The 20,337-nt window shown below is 42.5% G+C and carries 21 protein-coding genes; 10 read left to right on the plus strand and 11 right to left on the minus strand.

Annotated features, from left to right (window positions below; genetic code table 11):
* Positions 1–31: 31 nt before the first annotated feature.
* From nqrE to G5S32_RS11460, 6 genes are all read right to left on the minus strand, one after another.
* On the minus strand, positions 32–628 hold the full coding sequence (gene nqrE, locus G5S32_RS11435; RefSeq protein ID WP_102940387.1) for an NADH:ubiquinone reductase (Na(+)-transporting) subunit E: 597 nt from the start codon (positions 626–628) through the stop codon (positions 32–34).
* Positions 629–635: 7 nt separating this feature from the next.
* On the minus strand, positions 636–1,268 hold the full coding sequence (locus tag G5S32_RS11440; protein WP_102940388.1) for an NADH:ubiquinone reductase (Na(+)-transporting) subunit D: 633 nt from the start codon (positions 1,266–1,268) through the stop codon (positions 636–638).
* Entirely contained in the window at positions 1,268–2,035 is a 768-nt protein-coding gene (locus G5S32_RS11445; protein WP_165312127.1) for a Na(+)-translocating NADH-quinone reductase subunit C, read from the minus strand. Before G5S32_RS11445 ends, G5S32_RS11440 begins: the two co-directional genes overlap by 1 nt.
* On the minus strand, positions 2,025–3,269 hold the full coding sequence (locus tag G5S32_RS11450; RefSeq protein ID WP_165312128.1) for an NADH:ubiquinone reductase (Na(+)-transporting) subunit B: 1,245 nt from the start codon (positions 3,267–3,269) through the stop codon (positions 2,025–2,027). Before G5S32_RS11450 ends, G5S32_RS11445 begins: the two co-directional genes overlap by 11 nt.
* 5 nt (positions 3,270–3,274) lie before the next feature.
* Positions 3,275–4,615, minus strand: a complete 1,341-nt coding sequence (locus G5S32_RS11455; protein ID WP_165312129.1) for a Na(+)-translocating NADH-quinone reductase subunit A — start codon at positions 4,613–4,615, stop codon at positions 3,275–3,277.
* 484 nt (positions 4,616–5,099) lie between these two features.
* Entirely contained in the window at positions 5,100–5,402 is a 303-nt protein-coding gene (locus G5S32_RS11460; RefSeq protein ID WP_165312130.1) for a BolA/IbaG family iron-sulfur metabolism protein, read from the minus strand.
* Between the two features lie 184 nt (positions 5,403–5,586).
* Between G5S32_RS11460 and G5S32_RS11465 the strand changes: the two genes are divergently transcribed.
* Genes G5S32_RS11465 through G5S32_RS11480 form a run of 4 tightly spaced genes read left to right on the plus strand, consistent with a single transcriptional unit; the run spans position 5,587 to position 9,310 of the window.
* Positions 5,587–6,717 carry a methyltransferase gene (locus G5S32_RS11465; RefSeq protein WP_165312131.1) on the plus strand — a complete coding sequence of 377 codons (1,131 nt, stop codon included), beginning with the start codon at positions 5,587–5,589 and terminating at the stop codon, positions 6,715–6,717.
* Positions 6,718–6,756: 39 nt separating this feature from the next.
* Positions 6,757–7,332: a YajG family lipoprotein gene (locus G5S32_RS11470; RefSeq protein WP_165312132.1), complete on the plus strand. Its 576-nt coding sequence runs from the start codon at positions 6,757–6,759 to the stop codon at positions 7,330–7,332.
* Positions 7,325–7,873 carry a peptidylprolyl isomerase gene (locus G5S32_RS11475; RefSeq protein ID WP_165312133.1) on the plus strand — a complete coding sequence of 183 codons (549 nt, stop codon included), beginning with the start codon at positions 7,325–7,327 and terminating at the stop codon, positions 7,871–7,873. The genes G5S32_RS11470 and G5S32_RS11475 overlap by 8 nt, the downstream gene beginning before the upstream one ends.
* Before the next feature lie 51 nt (positions 7,874–7,924).
* Positions 7,925–9,310, plus strand: coding sequence for an AmpG family muropeptide MFS transporter (locus G5S32_RS11480; RefSeq protein WP_165312134.1), 1,386 nt, complete (start codon positions 7,925–7,927; stop codon positions 9,308–9,310).
* 45 nt (positions 9,311–9,355) lie between these two features.
* On the opposite strand, the gene G5S32_RS11485 is transcribed toward G5S32_RS11480, so the two are convergent.
* A complete protein-coding gene (locus G5S32_RS11485) occupies positions 9,356–10,777 on the minus strand; it encodes an MDR family MFS transporter (RefSeq protein WP_165312135.1) in 1,422 nt (473 codons plus the stop codon).
* A 614-nt stretch (positions 10,778–11,391) separates the two neighbouring features.
* Between G5S32_RS11485 and G5S32_RS11490 the strand changes: the two genes are divergently transcribed.
* From G5S32_RS11490 to csdA, 4 genes are all read left to right on the plus strand, one after another.
* Positions 11,392–12,189 carry a nucleoside-specific channel-forming Tsx family protein gene (locus G5S32_RS11490; RefSeq protein WP_165312136.1) on the plus strand — a complete coding sequence of 266 codons (798 nt, stop codon included), beginning with the start codon at positions 11,392–11,394 and terminating at the stop codon, positions 12,187–12,189.
* 114 nt (positions 12,190–12,303) lie between these two features.
* Positions 12,304–13,197, plus strand: a complete 894-nt coding sequence (gene panE, locus G5S32_RS11495) for a 2-dehydropantoate 2-reductase (RefSeq protein WP_165312137.1) — start codon at positions 12,304–12,306, stop codon at positions 13,195–13,197.
* Positions 13,190–13,789 (plus strand): DJ-1 family glyoxalase III, encoded by a 600-nt coding sequence (locus tag G5S32_RS11500; protein ID WP_165312138.1) that lies wholly within the window; start codon positions 13,190–13,192, stop codon positions 13,787–13,789. Before panE ends, G5S32_RS11500 begins: the two co-directional genes overlap by 8 nt.
* The gene (csdA, locus tag G5S32_RS11505; RefSeq protein WP_165312139.1) at positions 13,790–15,001 is read left to right on the plus strand and encodes a cysteine desulfurase CsdA; all 1,212 of its coding nucleotides are present in this window, start codon (positions 13,790–13,792) and stop codon (positions 14,999–15,001) included.
* A gap of 245 nt (positions 15,002–15,246) precedes the next feature.
* On the opposite strand, the gene csdE is transcribed toward csdA, so the two are convergent.
* The 4 genes from csdE to G5S32_RS11525 form a co-directional block, all read right to left on the minus strand.
* Complete coding sequence (csdE, locus tag G5S32_RS11510; RefSeq protein WP_165312140.1) at positions 15,247–15,675, minus strand: cysteine desulfurase sulfur acceptor subunit CsdE; 429 nt, start codon at positions 15,673–15,675, stop codon at positions 15,247–15,249.
* Between the two features lie 38 nt (positions 15,676–15,713).
* The gene (tcdA, locus tag G5S32_RS11515; RefSeq protein ID WP_165312141.1) at positions 15,714–16,523 is read right to left on the minus strand and encodes a tRNA cyclic N6-threonylcarbamoyladenosine(37) synthase TcdA; all 810 of its coding nucleotides are present in this window, start codon (positions 16,521–16,523) and stop codon (positions 15,714–15,716) included.
* 111 nt (positions 16,524–16,634) lie between these two features.
* The gene (mltA, locus tag G5S32_RS11520; protein ID WP_165312142.1) at positions 16,635–17,738 is read right to left on the minus strand and encodes a murein transglycosylase A; all 1,104 of its coding nucleotides are present in this window, start codon (positions 17,736–17,738) and stop codon (positions 16,635–16,637) included.
* 75 nt (positions 17,739–17,813) lie between these two features.
* On the minus strand, positions 17,814–18,266 hold the full coding sequence (locus G5S32_RS11525; protein WP_165312143.1) for a DUF2850 domain-containing protein: 453 nt from the start codon (positions 18,264–18,266) through the stop codon (positions 17,814–17,816).
* 155 nt (positions 18,267–18,421) lie between these two features.
* On the opposite strand from G5S32_RS11525, the gene argA reads away from it, so the two are divergent.
* Both argA and G5S32_RS11535 read left to right on the plus strand, forming a co-directional pair.
* The gene (gene argA, locus G5S32_RS11530) at positions 18,422–19,759 is read left to right on the plus strand and encodes an amino-acid N-acetyltransferase (RefSeq protein WP_165312144.1); all 1,338 of its coding nucleotides are present in this window, start codon (positions 18,422–18,424) and stop codon (positions 19,757–19,759) included.
* A 381-nt stretch (positions 19,760–20,140) separates the two neighbouring features.
* On the plus strand, positions 20,141–20,320 hold the full coding sequence (locus G5S32_RS11535; protein WP_165312145.1) for a hypothetical protein: 180 nt from the start codon (positions 20,141–20,143) through the stop codon (positions 20,318–20,320).
* Positions 20,321–20,337 lie beyond the last annotated feature (17 nt).

Below are 20,337 nucleotides of genomic sequence, written 5' to 3' on the forward strand. Positions count from 1 at the left end.
ACTATTCCTTAATTGTTGCGGTTTACCCGTCTTACAGTTGAACACCAGAGAATGACATAAAGCCAAGCGCCATTAGACCAGCAGTGATAAAGGTAATACCTAGACCACGAAGACCTGGAGGCACATCTGAATACTTCATTTTCTCACGGATACCTGCAAGAGCGACGATAGCTAGCATCCAGCCCAAACCTGAACCGAAACCGTATACTACAGACTCTCCGAAGTTGTAATCACGCTGAACCATGAAAGATACACCACCAAAGATTGCACAGTTAACTGTGATCAGTGGTAGGAAGATACCTAACGCGTTGTACAGAGGTGGGAAGAAACGGTCTAAGATCATTTCTAGAATCTGTACTAATGCAGCGATTACACCGATAAAGGTAATGAAGTTAAGGAAACTTAAATCCACACCTTCAGCAAGCGCATCTGGTTTAAGAACGAGGTTGTAAACTAGGTTGTTCACAGGAACAGAAATGGTTAATACCACTGTTACCGCAATACCTAGACCAAATGATGTCTTAACTTTCTTCGATACCGCCAAGAAGGTACACATACCCAAGAAGAAAGACAGTGCCATGTTCTCGATGAAAATCGATTTCACCAGCAAACTAATATAATGTTCCATGACAACCTTACTCCTTCGCTTCTACTTGTTCAGGCTTGAAGGTACGAATCGCCCAAATCATAAATCCGATCAGGAAGAACGCAGAAGGTGCTAATAGCATCAAACCGTTTGGCTGGTACCAACCGCCGTCTTTAATAAGAGGCAGTACTTCCATACCAAATAGCTTGCCAGAACCTAGAAGCTCACGGAAGAAACCAACACTGATAAGCACGAAACCGTAACCTAGACCGTTACCAATACCATCAATGAAAGACGGAATTGGTGCAGATTTCATTGCAAATGCTTCTGCACGACCCATTACGATACAGTTCGTAATGATAAGGCCTACGAATACTGAAAGTTGTTTAGAGATATCGTATAAATACGCTTTCAGTATTTGGTCTACCACGATTACCAAAGATGCGATAACGGCCATCTGAACGATGATACGTACGCTGCTTGGAATGTGGTTACGGATTAACGAAACGAAGAAGTTCGACAATGCAGTTACAAACGTTACTGCAAGAGTCATAACGAAAGCCGTCTCTAGTTTGGTAGTCACTGCTAGAGCAGAACATACGCCAAGAACTTGTAGCGCGATTGGGTTGTTATCCAATACTGGCGCTAGAATGCTCTTTTTAAGATCTTTTGCGCTAGACATTAGTTAAGACCTCCGTCACGAACTTTTGCTAGGAAAGGACCAAAGCCCATATCACCTAACCAGAAGTCAAATGTATGTTGAACACCATTACTGGTTAGCGTTGCACCTGAAAGAGCATCAACACCATGCTCAGAACCTTGTGGTGCGCCACCTTTTACTACTTTAATTGCAGGTTTGTGGTTCTCATCGAACAGTTTCTTACCTACAAATTGAGCACGCCAGTTAGGGTTTTCAACTTCACCACCCAATCCAGGAGTTTCGCCTTGTTCATAGTAAGTGATGCCAGAAACTGTATTACCGTCAGTTTCAACCGCAATGAATGCGTACATCATAGACCACAGGCCGTTACCGTGAATTGGTAGGATTACTTTAGACACTTGCTCGCCATCTTTTACAAGATAAACGATACCCGTGTTCGAGCGACGAATAATCTTCGCTACGTCTTGATCTGATGAAAGCTTAACTGATGTTGCAGTATTTTTAGCCGCTTTACGCTGATCAAAAGTTGCTGCATTACCGTCAATAAAATCACCAGTATTAAGGTCAACTAGACGAGGTTCGATGTACTTAGAGTACAATTCAGGAACCTTACCTTGCTCAGTGATACCAGCTACCTGAACGATTTTGCTTTGCTTATCAAGCACTGCATTCGCTTTCTGAGCGTCTCGCAGACCAACCGCTGCTGTCGATACGATGATTGAGCACACTAGGCTCAATGCGATAACAACAAACAGCGTTTTCTTAATGCTATCGTTATTACTTGCCATAGCGCGATAATCTCCGCTTGATGTTTTTCTCTACCACAATATGGTCGAACAGAGGAGCAAACAGGTTAGCGAATAGGATCGCTAGCATCATGCCTTCTGGGTATGCAGGGTTAACCACACGGATTAATACACACATAACACCAATCAAGATACCGTATGCCCATTTACCTTTATCTGTGAACGACGCTGATACAGGGTCCGTTGCCATGAAGAACATACCGAATGCGAAGCCACCCAGAACTAGGTGCCAATGCCAAGGCATGTTAAACATCATATTTGTGTCAGAACCAATCACGTTGAACAACGTAGAAAGAGCAATCATACCGATCATCACGCCAGCGATAATGCGCCATGAAGCAATACCCATGTAAACGATGAAAGCAGCACCAATTGCTAGAGCAAGCGTTGAAACTTCGCCGATTGAACCTGGAATATTACCAATGAATGCATCCATCCAAGTGATAGCTTGACCAGTTGCAGCATTCATCAGAGCACCGTTACCACCTTGAGCCCATTGGCTAAGAGCAGTAGCGCCAGAGAAACCATCTGCAGCAGTCCACACTAAATCACCAGAGATTTGTGCTGGGTATGCAAAGAATAGGAATGCACGACCTGCAAGCGCTGGGTTTAGGAAGTTACGACCAGTACCACCGAAAACTTCTTTAGCAACAACAACACCGAAGGTGATACCTAGTGCCGCTTGCCATAGAGGTAGTGTAGGTGGAACGATCAATGCGAAAAGGATAGAAGTTACAAAGAAACCTTCGTTAACTTCGTGCTTACGCACCATACAGAACAACACTTCCCAGAAGCCACCAACAATAAATACTGTTGCATAAATTGGAAGGAAGTATGTTGCACCCAGAAGCATTTTACTGCCCCAACCTGCATCAGACGACAGTGTACCGCCTAGCATTTCAGTCAGCCAGTAGTGCCAGTTACCATCGACGATAGTAGCCAGTTGATCACTTGCATACATATGCTGAAGTGCAGAGATAGCTTGACCACCAGCGTTGTACATACCCCAGAACATTGCTGGGAACACCGCTAACCAAACCATGATCATGATACGTTTTAAGTCAACGCTATCACGGACATGAGAGCTTCTCTTTGTCACAGTACCAGGCGTGTAAAACAAAGTTGCCGCTGCTTCATATAAAGCAAACCACTTCTCGTGTTTACCACCTGGCTCAAAGTGATGCTCGATGTCTTCAAGAAACTTTTTAAGGCCCATGAAAATTACCCTTCTTTCTCAATCTTATCGAGGCATTCACGAAGTAACTGACCGTACTCGTATTTACCTGGACATACAAAGGTACACAATGCTAGATCTTCTTCGTCTAGTTCTAGTGCGCCAAGGCGTACTGCACTATCGGCGTCACCAGCACACAGATCACGAAGCAACAGAGTTGGCTCCATATCTAGCGGCATAACTTTTTCGTAGTTACCAATTGGCACCATTGCGCGATCACTACCGTTTGTTGTCGTTGTCATATTGAATAACTGACCTTTAAACAGGTGACCTAAGAATGAGCGAGTAACAGAGAACTTGTTCTTGCCAGGCATAGCCCAACCTAAGAACTCCTTCTCACGACCTTCGCGGAGAACAGACACCTGTAAGTGGTAACGACCCAAGTAAGCATGTGGACCAGTGGCTTTAGTGCCCGTTAGTACAGAGCCAGAGATCACGCGAACTTCGCCAGGCATCATTTCGCTATCCGTAAGTTGTTCTAGGCTTGCACCTATCACTGTACGAACTAAGCGAGGATTATTTACGACAGGGCCAGCAAGAGAAATAACACGCTCGCTGTATAACTCACCAGTTAGGAACAATTTACCGACAGCGATAACGTCCTGGTAGTTAATGTACCATGCCACATTTTCTGCATTGACAGGGTGCAGGAAATGCATGTGTGTACCAGCTAGACCAGCTGGGTGAGGACCGTCAAAGACATGTTCTTCAACATTGGACTGCGTTGAGCGTGGTAAGCTAGTACCTTTTTTACAAACGTACACTTTACCGTCAGTCAGAGCTGAAAGCACATCTAGGCCAGCAACGAAGGCTTCTGAATTGTCGTTAATGATAACTGTTGGCTCTGCGGCTAATGGATTAGTATCCATAGCAGTCACAAATATAGCCTTAGTTGTCGAATCAACGGCAGGAACCTTGCTAAACGGACGAGTACGCAGCGATGTCCAAAGACCAGAATCGATCAGTTGAGTTTTCACCGCTTCACGGTCAAGACTTCCTAATTGATTGGCCTCAAACTTGTCGAACGTTACTTGGTCATCACCTGCAACTTCAACCACAACAGATTGAAGCACACGTTTTGCACCACGATTAATTTCAACAACTTTACCGCTGACTGGTGAAGTAAACTTCACGCCTGGATTCTTCTTATCTTCAAAAAGAACTTGAGCTTTCTTTACTTCATCACCTACGCGAACATGCATAGTAGGACGCATGCCGACGTACTCTTCGCCAAGCAAGGCGACTTTGTTGATGGCTTTACCATCATTAATCACCTGGGATGGAGTTCCTGCAATAGGAAGGTCCAGCCCCTTTTTTATTGTAATCATACGCACTTGCACTACTTTATCGGGAAAAAGATTCATTCATTGCGCAAATTCGAGGCGGTGGTCATTACCACTTAAATTGGAAGTGTGTAATGACAAAACTAAACCGTCTCTAGACACGACATTATTATATCTGTCCGCCTTGGTCATTAAACCACCAAAAGCGCAACATACTATTAAAAATCACATTACAGATTTGAGATGAGATTTATCAAGGGCAGTAGTTTAGCACCTTTTACGAATGCGATGCCATTCAAGATCTCTAGATTCGTGATTTTATTTGGTCATTGATTCGTTTCAAGGGTGCATTAATAATCATTATTTTGATATGTCGCACAATTATTTTAGCCACCTAAAAAATACGGTTATTTTTACATTTTTATTTGAAAAAATAATAATTTCTTATGCCTTACCAAAACCCAAGTTGTATATAAACTGTTAAAAATTTAATCAACTAGAAGAAAAAAATCGCTCTACTAGATCACAATTATCCACCCAAACACATCGGACTATCTGGTGCTTTTTTCTTCAGCTCATCCCATTCTTGCGGAGTGTAGGTATGTATAGCGAGAGCATGAATATGATTACGTAGTTCCTCAGATAACGTTTGGTTTACTTGGCGATGACGCATAATCAAACGTTGTCCTTCAAAGATAGACGTAACAATAATCGCTTTAAAGTGGCTTTCAGAGCCAGGGACTACATTGTGCATGTAACTTTCATTCACAACCTGCAGATACTCTGGTTGAAATGTATCCTGCAGCTTAGTCTCAATGATTTCTTGGATCATAATACTCCCTTGTCGCACACACTGACATTACAAAACTAACAAACAGTTTACTTTGGCTGCTTATACTTTGCCAAACACAAAGCGTTACTTCAGCAAACAATGTCTAAACCAAAGGTTTTGGTTTCTTGATCAACAAGCATTTGAGACAATAATAGTGTCTTTAACACTATCTATAGTTCCAAATATGAAAACTGAGCTTTCTCTACTTGATCGCACACTAACACTTCATCGCTTCCCTTTTCGCAATAACGAGCTATTACAAGCTTGGGATGCTGGCGATGAATACCTAATCACGCATGTTGAAGAGCTAGCCCTAACCTCATCAAAACGCATTTTGATTTTGAACGACTCATTTGGCGCACTCAGCTGCTGGTTTTCCGATCGACATGAAGTATTCATGATGAGTGATTCATATATTGCTCATAAAGCGACACTGGAAAACTTAAAACGTAACTCTTGCACTGACGTGACACTTCTCAACACCATGGATGAGATACCTAGCAACATCGATTTGGTATTGATGCAAATTCCTAGGAACAATCGCCATCTGGTATGGATTCTAAGCAAACTTCGCCAATCAGTAGACGAAAAGTGCCCTATTATTTCTGTCAACAAAGCGAAAGAAATTCATTCTTCAACACTGCAATTATTTGAAAAATACTTAGGAGCCACTAAGACATCCCTTGCATGGAAAAAACATCGTTTAGTGTTCTCTACTGCCGATTGCACACCAGTACAAAATGTTAGTGATGAAGTTGAATGGTCAGTCGAAAACGAAAACATGACGTTGGTAAATCTACCCAATGTCTATTCTGGAGAAAGCTTAGACCAAGGTGCTCGCTTGTTGCTAGATCACTTGCCAAGTGATGATTTGCGAGATTTTATCGACTTAGGTTGTGGCAATGGCGTTTTGTCAGTAAAACTGGCAAGACTCAACCCAAATGCTTCTATCACTTGTGTAGATGAGAGCTTCATGGCTGTTGAATCGGCCACAAGAAACCTCAAACAAAATTTACAAACACAGCGTGAAATAACTTATGTTGCAAACAATTGCTTAGATGAATTTGAAAGTGACAGTGCTTCGTTTATCGTATGCAACCCACCTTTCCATCAACAGAAAGCAATCACTGACCATATCGCATGGCAAATGTTCTGTGATTCAAAGCAAGTTCTTAAAAAAGGAGGCAAATTATTGGTTATCGGCAACCGTCACCTCGGATACGATATAAAACTTGCTCGCCTGTTCAGTCACGCACAAGTAAAGACTGTCGCTAGCGACAAAAAATTTGTTATCTTACAGGCTACTAAGTCATAAGCATGTTCAATGCATGCCACAATAATGAAAGGACTAACCATGAAAAAACTGTTTATCGCAGTTTCTATAGCTTTATTGTCAGCTTGCTCTGCACCTCAACAACAGCAAGTGAATTTTACCCCTCAAGCTGTTATGAGTAACAGCGATATTGTGACTAACAGCAAATTTACTTTGGTCAGTAAAGACGTTCGCTCTGCACAATATGTTGCGTTAGTTGATAGTGGCCACAACAACATTGAACCAGTTCATGCAAGACAAAACGTTCGAATTGCATTAGAAAATGCGCTAGCAAGTCAGTTTGATTCTCAAGGTTTTACCATTACGGTTAACAGTGAAAATACCATTACTCTCGAAATTCAAGAGTCTTTAGTTACCGTGACTCAATCCGCTTTGGAAAATGAGATGAAGGGTAAAGTATTAATACAACTAACCGCAGAAACACCAAAAGGTAAGCTGGTCAAAAGCTATACTGGCACAGCCAATCGAACCAGTGCATTTAGTGCATCTACACAGGAAATAGAGCAAGTCCTAAACGATGTGATTAATCTGGTGCTGAAAGACATCGCAAACGATGCTGAACTACAAAACTACATGAAGGAACGTTTCCATGATTAATAAATGGTTAGTCGCGCTCACCCTGACTGCAAGTGGCTTTGCTTGGGCAGGACCTAAAGTTGAGCTAGAAACTTCGTTAGGTGCATTCACAATAGAACTGAATGAAGAGCAAGCTCCAATCAGTTCAGCAAACTTCATTCGCTATGTTGAAGATGGTAGCTATGTCGGTACTATTTTCCACCGCATCATCCCTGGTTTTATGGCTCAAGGTGGTGGTTTCGATAGCAATATGAAGCAAATCAATACCTATGCTCCAATCAAAAATGAAGCTAACAACGGTTTAGGTAACAACACAGCAACGATTGCGATGGCTCGTACTAACGATCCAAACTCTGCCACACGTCAGTTCTACATCAACCTTGTTGATAACGACTTTCTGAACTACGGCCAACGTTCACCGGGCTACGCTGTATTTGGTAAGGTGACTCAGGGGTTTGAAGTTATTCAAAAAATGGCCGAGCAACCAACGCGCAATTTTGGCCGCATGAGCGATGTCCCTGTAACACCGATCGTCATCACTAAAGCCACTCTGATTAAATAACACTGAAAGCTCCGATTTATTCGGAGCTCTTTTTCCGGCAAGGAAATATCAATGCAACAACAAAATCAATCACCCTCTTGGAAGGAAACGATCCGCAGCTATTTCGATAAGCGTTTGCTTTGGGTAATGATGCTAGGATGCTCCAGCGGTTTTCCTTGGGTATTGATTGGCTCAAACATGTCCGGTTGGCTGAAAGATGCAGGCTTAACTCGCAGCGCAATTGGTTACTTTGGTAGTGTGTTTGCTGTCTATGCGATCAACTTTTTGTGGGCTCCAGCCGTTGACCGTATTCGATTACCAATCCTGCACTCTTTGCTTGGGCAGCGCCGTAGCTGGATATTGCTGTGTCAGGTACTGATCTTAATCTGTACCTTATTGATTGCAGGTGTTAACCCAGCAACAAACCTAATGCTAACATCAATGCTGGCATTAGGTATTGCTATCGCTTCTGCTACTCAGGATATTGCGGTAGATGCATTCCGTATCGATACATTTCCAAAAACTGAATCCAACAAACTACCACAAGCATCTGCTATGGCGGTGATTGGTTGGTGGACAGGTTATTCGGTTCCCGGCTATCTGGCATTTATCAACGCAGACTCAATGGGCTGGAATGGCGTTTACTACGGAATGGCCGCTATTGTTGGTGTGTTAATTCTATTTACTCTTTTAGTTGGAGAGCCTCAAACCAACCGTGAAGCACTACAGAAGCAAGCTGAGCGGCGACACAATAAAGTGGTGAATTCAAAGATCTTAGCTTGGTTGAGTGTAACCGTACTAGAACCATTTATTGATTTCTTCCGTCGTAACGGCACTTCAGTCGCGATTACACTGCTGTTGTTCGTGTTCCTATTTAAAATTGGTGAAGCGTTCCTTGGCAGAATGTCTATCGCTTTTTACAAAGAGATTGGTTTCAGCAACGAACAGATTGGCTATTACTCCAAACTGATTGGTTGGGGTATAACTATGCTGTTTACCTTACTCGGCAGTATGGTCAACGTACGCTTTGGAATTGTGCGTGGATTGATGATTGGCGGTATCGCCATGTCAGCCAGTAACTTAATGTTCTCCTGGATTGCACAAGTCGGTCCAAACGAACACCTGTTCTTGGCCACCATTATTGTTGATAACTTCACAACAGCATTCTCCACGGTAGCCTTTGTCTCCTTCTTAACCGTGATGACAGGGCAAGCGTTCTCAGCAACCCAGTATGCCCTGCTCGCTTCATTAGGTAATTTCGGACGTACAACTTTGGCTTCATTCAGCGGTGAACTTGCCGACTATCTCAATAACTGGTCACTGTTCTTTGTGTTGACCGCGTTAATGGTGATACCAAGTTTGATTATGCTTTACACGCTACGCCATTACTTTACGGACTTATTGAACAAAGCCAAAGATCACAAAGAAGAGTTAGTAGAAGATAAGATCGTTGAATAAGAGCAGCTAAAAAACGAAGAGGGAACCATACGGTTCCCTCTTCGTTTATGCATAGTCATCTAAGTGAATTCGTGGTGCTCTTGCTGCATTTACCGCACAGATAAGCGCAAGCGCTCCTGCCAGTAAGAAGCCAGTCTGAAAAGCATTAAAAATTACTGGCTGAGGCGTATTGAGCAGTTCACTGAGTGAACCTTCCGCACTGAAATTTGGAATCAGTGAATAAATTAAAGTACCGAACACAGCTGTCCCAACCGATGCCCCCACAGAGCGGCTTAATGATCCCATGGATGTAATTCGACCTAAGTTTTCTTTTCCTGCGATAGTTTGAATTTGCAACTGAGTTGATGGCATAACAGTTCCAAACCCCAGACCACATAAACAGCCAAATGCGCTGACAGCGTAAGGTCCAAGATCGAACATAGCTAGTGAGAAAAACGCCATGCTACTTAAGGACATACCAATAACAGGTAACCACTTAGGTACAGCGGTTTTCGCTATAACTTTGCCCGTAATATAAGAGCCGCTGATCATTCCTGCCGATAAAGGCATTAACAGTAGACCAGCGGTTGCAGGCGAAGTATTTAACCCAACCTGAAGAAATATCGGTAAGAAAAACACCAGTGAAAACAGACACGCAGCAAAAAAGAAAGTGGAAGTAAGAGGAATATAAATTTCTTTTTGTACCAACAAACGCAAAGGAAGAAAGGAATGAGAAACCTTTTTTTGTTGCACCATAAACATCACTAACAGCACAACAAACACCGCCAGTAACACAAAGCTAGTTAATGAGCTCCAAGAAAAATAATGCCCACCAGCAGACAACCAGTAAATAATCGTAGTCATCATAGTTGGAAATAGAATCAGCCCTAAGAAATCGATCGGTTTCTTTTCTACTTTATGGCTGACTTGCTGTAGTTTAGCTAAACGATAAAGTGCAAACGCTATCAGCGGTAAATTGAACCAAAACAGCCAATGCCAAGTTAAGTAAGTCACCACAACACCGCCAAGCACAGGACCACAGATACTGGATAAAGCAAACAAAGAGGCAAAATAACCTTGAAACTTCGCTCTTTGTCTAGGTGGAACATATTCACTAATCAACGCTTGGGATAGGCTCATCAAACCACCACTCCCTAATCCCTGAACGATCCGGCCAAACACTAAGCCATTCATACTAGTCGCTAATGCACATACAACAGAGCCAACTGCAAAAATGCTCAGCGCAACCATCAGCATTTTTTTACGACCATACTGATCGCCAAGCCAGCCATACACAGGCACAGATGCCGCTCCTGCAAGCATATAACCGATAGCGATCCACGATGAAAGTTGAATATTACCTAAATCTCTCACCATGACAGGTGTTGCTGTAGCTAACAACGTCTGATCAATCGCAGCCAAGAACATAGGCAAAAAAACGGTGGTAAAGATGGTTAGAAAAGTTTTCTTATCTATCGGTTCCGCCATGGTAATCCTTAATTCAGAAAAGATGGCAACATCATACACTGAAATAGTGTTTTCTTAATCCACAAGAACCTTGAAACCTAACATTCCTTATTTGGTATAAACCTCTGTGCTAAAAAGATTAAATCGACAAAATCAATATAAAACACTTGTCAGAAACCACTTTTAATGAACATAAAATTAGTTATTAGACGATGATTAATTTGGGAGTAAAGATTACTTAACTAGAATTGGTTAATAAATAACAATGAGACAATAAAACCATAAGACACAAGGCATAGAAAACCAGTTGAATACCAATAACTGTTCAGAAAAGTTCTTGCAACACCTCATCTTACTCAAATTTAGTCACAATCACTGTTTATTTAATAATCAGCTTTAAAATACAAAATAGATAAATTTAAAGTGACAAAAATCACACTTAAATTGCAATAAAATGAAACGTAAAAATAGTTCATTTTTTATTTAAATTAATTAGATCTAACTCACAAAATACATTCACTTTTGCAACTTTTCTCACTTTCATTCGAGATTTAAATCGCTATTATTCTTAAAAATTGAACAAGCGGTAATCAAACCGTTCTTGAATTGATACAAAACATAGAGAGTTTCCCCTTATGCGTAAATCACTTCTTACTCTTGGTCTATTAGCGGCAATTTCTGCTCCAGTTATGGCTGCTGATTACTCAGATGGCGACATCCACAAAAACGATTACAAGTGGCTACAATTTAACTTAATGGGTGCTTTCGATGAGCTTCCTGGTGAATCTAGCCATGACTATCTAGAGATGGAATTTGGCGGTCGCTCAGGCATTTTTGACCTATACGGTTATGTTGATATTTTCAACCTAGCTAGCGACCCTGGCAGTGATAAAGATAGTGCAGACAGCAAAATTTTTATGAAATTTGCTCCACGCATGTCTCTAGATGCTCTAACTGGTAAAGATCTTTCATTTGGTCCTGTTCAAGAGCTATACGTAGCTTCACTTATTGAATGGGATGGTGCTAACGGTAGCACAAACAACCAAAAAATCGGTCTAGGTTCTGATGTCATGGTTCCTTGGTTAGGCAAAGTAGGTATGAACCTGTACAGTACTTACGATGGTAACGCAAAAGACTGGAACGGCTACCACTTTGCTATGAACTGGTTCAAACCTTTCTTCTTCTTCGAAAACGGTTCATTTGTCTCTTACCAAGGTTACATTGATTACCAATTTGCTATGAACGATGACGTGAAAGAGCTTAACACAACTAATGGTGGTGCTATGTTCAACGGTATCTACTGGCACTCAGATCGTTTCGCTCTAGGCTACGGTCTAAAAGGCTACAAAGATGTATACGGTCTTAAAGACGGCGGTTGGGCTGGTAAAACAACTGGCTTTAGCCACTACGTCGCAGCAACTTATAAGTTCTAATATTTAAAGTATAAATTGCTTAAAAGGCGCCAATTGGCGCCTTTTTTATTGCTTTCCCGTCTCTGCTCATTATCCTTAGCTTCAGACATTAACTGACTGCAGTTTAAGGAAACTATGAATATCGTCATTGTTGGTCCAGGAGCCGTTGGCAGTCTGTGGGCATGCAAACTCCATCAGGCAGGGCATAGTGTTTCCTTGTGGGGAACACAAACTTCTCAACAATGGAAACTGGCTATTGATGACCTTCCTGAAACTGTGTTTGCCTACAACCAGCAACAAGATCTTATAAATGCCGATCTTCTATTAGTCACAGTAAAAGCGTGGCAAGTCAAAGCGGCACTTACTCCTCTTCTTAGAGATATAAGTAAAGACGCCATTCTTCTGTTTATGCACAATGGAATGGGGGCTGTTGATGAGATTGCCGAGCTGATATCCGCATACCCAACCGTCATCGCCACCACAACACATGGCGCGCTAAAAACGTGTGCCCATCATGTAAAGCATACTGGAGTTGGGCAAACTCAACTTGGCGCATACAACTCAAAGGGGGAACAATGTACCTTTTTGGTTGACGTGTTTAATCATGCTTTGCCTTCGGTAAGTTGGAATCCAGATATACAACATGCACTGTGGAACAAATTAGCCATCAATTGCGCTATTAATCCACTCACCGCTATTCATCAATGCCTCAACGGAACGTTGGCTGAAGAGCGATTTCGCCCAACACTAAATGCCATTATTGGTGAGTTGGTTGCAGTAATGAAATCGGAGCAAATTCCGGTCGAGCAAAATCAGCTGATAACTACCGTAAACAATGTTATTCAAGCAACCTCAACCAATAAGTCGTCCATGCATCAAGATATTTTCTATCATCGCCAAACCGAGATAGACTTTATTACAGGCTACCTTGTACGTAAGGCTCAGCAGCATAACATCAATGTGCCAACTAATATTGAGCTGTACAAGCAAATCAAATTATTAGAACAAAACGGAAAACACCATGACTAAACGCATACTCGTTCCAATCGCTCCGGGTACGGAGGAAATGGAAGCTGTAACCATCATTGATATTCTGGTACGTGCTGGTTATCAGGTAGTGGTTGCAAGCGCAGATTTTGAAGGCAACTTAACCATGAAAGCCTCTCGTGGTGTAACCTTAACTGCTGATTGCAAGTTAGTTGATATCGCAGATGAAGAGTTTGATGCTGTGGTTCTTCCGGGGGGCGTAAAAGGCTCAGAAAACTTTCGAGACAGCACGGTCTTAATTGAAATTATCAAACAACAAAAATATGACGGACGTTTAGTAGCCGCTATCTGCGCAGCTCCTGCTGTGGTTTTGAACCATCATGACCTATTTCCGGGCGCGCTGATGACAGGACATCCGAATTTCAAACATCACATTCCTGAAGATTTATGGCGTAACCGTCGCGTAACTTACGATGTGAACAATAATCTGCTCACCAGCCAGGGGCCAGGCTCTGCCTTAGAGTTCTCTATTGAGATCATTGCTCTACTTTCTGGCAAAACTTTAGCTCGAGAAATTGCGCTGCCTATGGTTCCAGTACCACAACTGAATTATGAAAAATACGGTGAGGCGTAAATGCTGGATATCAACAGTATTCGAGCCCAATTTCCTGCCCTGTCTCAGAACATCAATAATGAACCTTTGGTGTACCTCGATAGCGCAGCTACTACTCAGAAACCTCAAGTTGTTATTGATGCGATCACTCAATACTACAGTGCACAAAATGCCAACGTGCATCGCGGAAGCCACAGCTTAACTGCGCACGCTACTAGCCAATTTGAAGCAGCAAGAGACAATGTCGCTCGCTTTATTGGTGCCCAAAGCAGTAAGAGCATTATCTGGACACGCGGCGCGACTGAAGCGCTCAATCTTATCGCTCAAACCTACGCGAGAAATACGCTAAACGTCGGCGATGAAATACTGATTAGCGAGATGGAACACCACGCGAACATCGTGCCTTGGCAAATCGTCGCCGAACAAACTGGTGCAACCATTGTAAAAGTGCCGATGACACAGAATGGCGAATTCGATTTAGCGGCTTTCCATCAGCTACTGACATCTAATACCAAAATCGTCGCATTGGCACATATCACCAATGTGACAGGTTGCCGTCAACCTATCGAAGAAGTCATTCAAGCGGCTCACGATAAAGGATCGATTGTCGTCGTCGATGGTGCTCAGGGTATCGTGCATGAAAAAGTGGATGTCACGTCAATAGATGCTGACTTCTATGTCTTCTCTGGCCACAAACTTTATGCTCCCACAGGCATTGGCGCTCTTTACGGAAAGCTAGATCTGCTGGAAGCGATGCCACCGTGGCATGGCGGCGGAAAGATGGTCGAAAAAGTCTCTTTCTCCGGCACTACTTTCTCTGGTCTACCTGGTAAGTTTGAAGCGGGAACACCAAATGTAGCAGGAGCGATAGCTTTGAGCTGCGCGATTGACTGGTACGAAAACTTAGACAGAAATGCTGTCGAAGAGCATATCCACAAACTTCAACACAAAACTTATCAGGCACTAAGTGCTATCGAAGACATTCGCGTATTGGGCTACCAAAGCAATGCCAGTGTTTTAAGTATTGTTATGGATGGTGTTCATCATCAAGATTTGGCGACGTTGTTAGATCAACAGGGAATCGCTGTGCGTGCCGGACACCATTGTGCTCACCCTTTAATGGAAGCTTTTGGTGTAAAAGGGACAGTGCGAATTTCGTTTGGAGTCTATAACACTGAAGAAGATGTCGATCGTTTAATTGCCGCCATCGAAAAAGCCGTCGACATGCTGTAAGTCCGCCGCTTTTAGCTGTTTCTTTGCCTTATTCCTCCATTCAATTGAAACTATGTTCAGCTATTGCCAGACAGGGCGTCTGGCAAAGTGTTGAAGGCCACAGGATGTGGCCTTCAACACGGTAGCTCGAAACAGAGTGGAAATTGGATGAAAGAGAGGAATATCGGCAAACGGGCTTTTTGGTGACTTTTTTGCCTGTAGAAAAAAGTCACATAGCCACGACAGTGACTATCAATAAATAAAAACTAAACAGCGATCTCTTTTACTTTATCGATGATAGCTTTCAACCCATTTCCACGCGAAGGGCTCAAATGAGTGATGAGTCCGAGCTGTTCGAAATATCCATCAACATCGAAATCCTGAATCTGCTGTGAAGTTTTTCCTTCAAAAGCCGCCATCACTAACGCAATCAAACCACGCACAATACGGGCATCGGAATCAGCGCAGAAATGCCAGATACCCTCTTCCTGTTGGCTAACCAACCAGACTAAGCTTTCACAGCCAGAAACCGTTACTTGTTCACTTTTCAGTTCTTCTGGCATCACAGGTAACTTCTTACCCCACTGAATCACCTGACGGTAGCGGTCTTCCCAGCCTTTAAACTGTTGCATCGTCTGCACAATATCTTCACTGGTAATTTCGCTACCAAATGGAGTGGCGGGAAAAGTTTGCATAATAAGCTCCGGAATTACTTGAGTTACTTTTACGTCAGCTACTTACTGTGTTTCTGAATGATTTTTTCAACGATGCGCGCAACGGCAACAAAACCGAATGTTGCGGTAACGACGGTAGCAGCCCCAAAACCAGAAGCACAATCCATACGTTTAGGACCTTCTGCCGTTGATTTGGTTGCACATACCGAACCATCCGCTTGTGGGTATTTTAACTGCTCAGTTGAGAATACACAGTCGATACCAAACTTGCGGGCTGGATTGGTCGGGAAATTATGATGCTGACGCAGACGATCTTTGATCGTCTTCGCCAGTGGATCTTGAATAGTTTTGGTTAGATCAGCCACTTTGATTTGCGTAGGGTCAGTTTGACCACCAGCGCCACCAATCGTAATCACTTTGATCTTATTGCTACGACAGTAAGCAAGCAGAGATGCTTTAGCCTTAACGCTGTCAATGGCATCCAACACATAGTCGTACTCTTTGGTCAGATACTCATGCTGATTGTCTGGCGTGATGAAATCATCAATTAGGTTCACCTTGCACTCAGGGTTGATCAATTTGACACGCTCGGCCATCACTTCAATTTTGCTTTGACCAACAGTTCCAGACATTGCATGGATTTGTCGGTTAATATTGGTCACACAAACGTCATCCATATCAATAAGCGTCAGCTCACCAATACCCGTTCTCGCCAGTGCTTCAACAGCCCATGAACCCACACCACCAATGCCAATAACACATACGTGTGCTGCACGTAGGATATCAACTTCGCTATTTCCATATAGTCGACGAGTACCACCGAAACGTTGGTTATAGCTATCTGAGGCTGGAGTATCGAGTTCACGCATGACAACAATCCAAATAAAGAGGGTTCAAAAACAAAGAGTGCGATTTATACGCACTCTTATTATAAATGTCCAGAACATCGCATAACGACTAATTCAAGTAGTCTATAACGATCATTCCAGTTTTTCTGGAGGTAGTGCCCAAGGCGCTTGCAGTGGTGAATCTTCAAGTCCGAGTTTCCAAACTCGTCCGAAGTGCTTGTAATGGCCAGCCTCTGTTCCTGCTCGTGGTCCCATGCCGTGGTAAAGATCCAGATGATTCTGCTTAACAGCACCGCCAGTATCTAACACTATTAATAGGCGTAGTTGATGAGCACCGGACCAAGTTCCGTCAGCATTCAGTAGCGGAACCTCAGCTAAAATTGGCGTACCCATTGGAAACAAAGTGCGGTCACCAGCCACTGAAGCCATTGGTAATAAAGGAATACCTGCCGTGCCAGTCACTGGTGCAGCCGCTCTTGGCTGGAAAAAGACATACGAAGGATTCTGCTCTAACAGCTCTTTCACCGTCGCTTCATCGTTCGAATGCGCCCACTCATTGATGGCTTTGAGCGACATTTTATCACGCTCAACTAAGCCACGTTCGATAAGCACCTTACCAATACTCACGTAAGCTTTATTATTCTTACCTGCATAAGCAAAGTACTCTAACGTATCGTCATCACCAAAGTGTACAAAGCCACTGCCCTGCACTTCCATAATAAAAGGATCAATTCGGTTTTCAGCGTATCCCAACTCTAATCCTTGTCCATCTAAGGCACCATCGTAGATTTGGGCACGTGTTGGACACTCAACTTCACAAACAGGCATGCTATGAACTGGATATTTAAATGTTTGGTCTGGGGTATGACGCAATTCAATCACAGGAGAAAAGTAACCGGTGAACAAGACGTTACCTTTTCCATCCCCGCCGCCTAACTGAGCTGACTGGATGCCAAATTGAGATAGCTGAGTGGTATCACCACTCTCAATCACCCATTCATTCAGCTTCTGATATAAAGGGCCAAAAGTTTTTGCCATTGAAGGCGAGTTTACAACCACTTGTTCACTTTGTTTGGTAAATTCCGTAAAGTCACGCGGTTTATTTGAGTTCACCACATCGACTTTGTTTAGAGTTTTGGCGAAAGGCTCATCTAGATATTGTTGTGCTCTATCGGTCGGTTGAGCACAACCAAACAACAGCGCCAGGTAGGCGAGAGAAAGAAGGCGTTTTTTCACAGAATGCATCCCATTTAAAATTCGACCGAAAGGATGACAAACTAACTAGTTAAGCGCAATTGAGAAATTGTTAAATTAGTTTTTTTCTGACATTCGGAAAATCGGTTTGTAATGATCATTGGTTACTTGCTTCATTTCTTTGTTTTCTGAATTTGTCATTTGGAATTTGTAATCTTGCCCAGCAACTTTAAAAGTTAAATAATGACCATCGAAGTCATAACGAGTCGTGTACACTCGACCTTCCATAGCAATGCCATCAGGGCCTATATCAAGTATTCTGGCTGAGTAATAAGCAACATCCTGCTCTACCCAAACACCGTACACTTCTTTCTTATGTGACAATGTGTTTTTAACACTTTCAATAACATTCCCATAAAGAATGACCACTACCACACATCCTAAAATAGCGACTAAGATTAGAAACAGTTCCAGCCGTTTTCTATTTTTTACTCGACTTCCATTCTCTGAAGGGTCAGATTGTGAATTATTAAACATTTGGTCTCGATTTAAGTTTGCTGCTTTAGGCATCGTATATCTTACTTAGAAGTAATTTAAGCTAACGCTGCCAATACAGCATTGCAAAAATAGTAGCGTTTACCTAATAAAAACCACTTGCTCACAGGTGAATAAAAAGTCATTATTCACACATATTTAAACAACCATAAATATTAAGAGTGCCATCAGTGAAAATTCGTAGTACCGCTCTTGTTAAAGGCTTCAGACAGTCTGCTCCCTATGTTAACGCTCACCGTGGAAAAACCATGGTTGTTATGGTGGGCGGCGAAGCAATTGCCGATAAAAATTTCGCGAATATTATTAGTGACCTAGCTCTACTTCATAGTCTTGGAGTCAAAGTAGTGCTCGTTCACGGCGCACGCCCACAAATAAATCAGATTTTAGAGACAAATAACCGCACAACTCCTTATCACAAAGGCATTCGTATCACTGATGAAGAAGCTTTAGGATTGGTTATGCAAGCGGCGGGACAACTTCAGCATGCAATAACTGCTCGCCTATCAATGAGTTTAAACAACACCCCTATGGCTGGTACTCAGCTTAACGTGGTCAGCGGAAATTTCGTGATCTCTCAACCACTAGGTATAGATGATGGTGTTGATTATTGCCACAGTGGAAAAATTCGTCGTATCGATATTGATGGTATAAACCGCATGCTCGATCAAGGCTCGATTGTGCTTCTTGGTCCGATTGCGAGTTCAGTAACTGGTGAATGTTTCAACTTGCTTTCTGAAGAAGTAGCAACGCAAGTGGCTATTCGTCTAAAAGCTGAAAAGCTGATTGGTTTCTGCTCTGAGCAAGGCATTATGGACAGTAAAGGTAATTCGATTGCTGAACTGTATCCAGCGGAAGTCAACAATCTGATTGAGAAGCTGGAAGCTGAAGCAGAAACAAACTGCGATGAAAAAGCAGGAAAACTACGCTTTTTGAGAGCAGCAGTAGCGGCTTGCCGTGCTGGCGTTCCACGCAGTCATTTAGTCAGCTACAAAGAAGATGGCGCTTTAATACAGGAACTGTTTTCTTTCGATGGTATCGGCACACAAATTGTAAAAGCCAGCACAGAACAACTTCGCCAAGCACAAATTGATGACATCGGTGGCATCTTTGATCTGATTCGCCCTCTTGAAGAGCAAGGAATTTTAGTGCGCCGTTCTCGTGAGCAACTAGAACAAGAGATCCATAAATTCACCATCATTGAAAAAGATGGTTTGATCATTGGTTGTGCAGCACTTTACCCATATCCAGAAGATGATATGGCAGAGATGGCTTGTGTAGCAATTCATACCGAATATCGTGATGGTGACCGTGGTGCATTGTTGCTGCGTCACATGAAGCAACAAACCAAACTTATGAATATCAATAAATTATTTGTGTTAACTACGCACAGTTTGCACTGGTTTAGAGAGCAAGGGTTCATTGAGTTTGGCGTTGATTCACTGCCAATGTCAAAACGCCAGCTTTATAACTATCAACGTCGATCAAAGATCCTAATTCTTAAGCTTTAGTTACATAAACATAATCAATTAGTAGCATTCGCGATATTTACGCCTGCTATTAATTGAATAATCAGTATATTAATTTGTATTTTAATCGTACATAAATTAATCACTTTTCATACTGCAACGAGCTGTGTAAAATCTCGCCAATCGTGACATAGATCACTTTATTAGCATGAGTTGGAATTCTACCTAAGGGCTTAACTTAGGAAGAGCACGGATTGCTTCAATGAGATCCCAAAACTAGTTGTTGTTGCAACTAGGCGACGAGCGAATGAGCTCCCAATCACATAGATAACTATGTGATTGGGGCGAGTAAGTGAAGTCAACGAAGCTGCAACGTCAAATAGGAAAGGGAAAATAACTTTATTGAAGAGCAAACTATATTATATGAAAACCGTAATTTGTAATTCGCTACAAAGCTTCTGGGATATGGCAGATCATAACTTCCTAGAAGGTCTAGATGTACATTGCGTGTTTCCCGTCAGTGACTACCTAAAAAGCTTTATCTTAGGCTCACAAGCGCGCTATAAGATTCGCAATATCACTTTTTCAAAAGCTGTTTGCTAACGTCTTTTGTTAATTTG

The organism is Vibrio ziniensis, assembly GCF_011064285.1.
Taxonomy (GTDB): domain Bacteria; phylum Pseudomonadota; class Gammaproteobacteria; order Enterobacterales; family Vibrionaceae; genus Vibrio; species Vibrio ziniensis.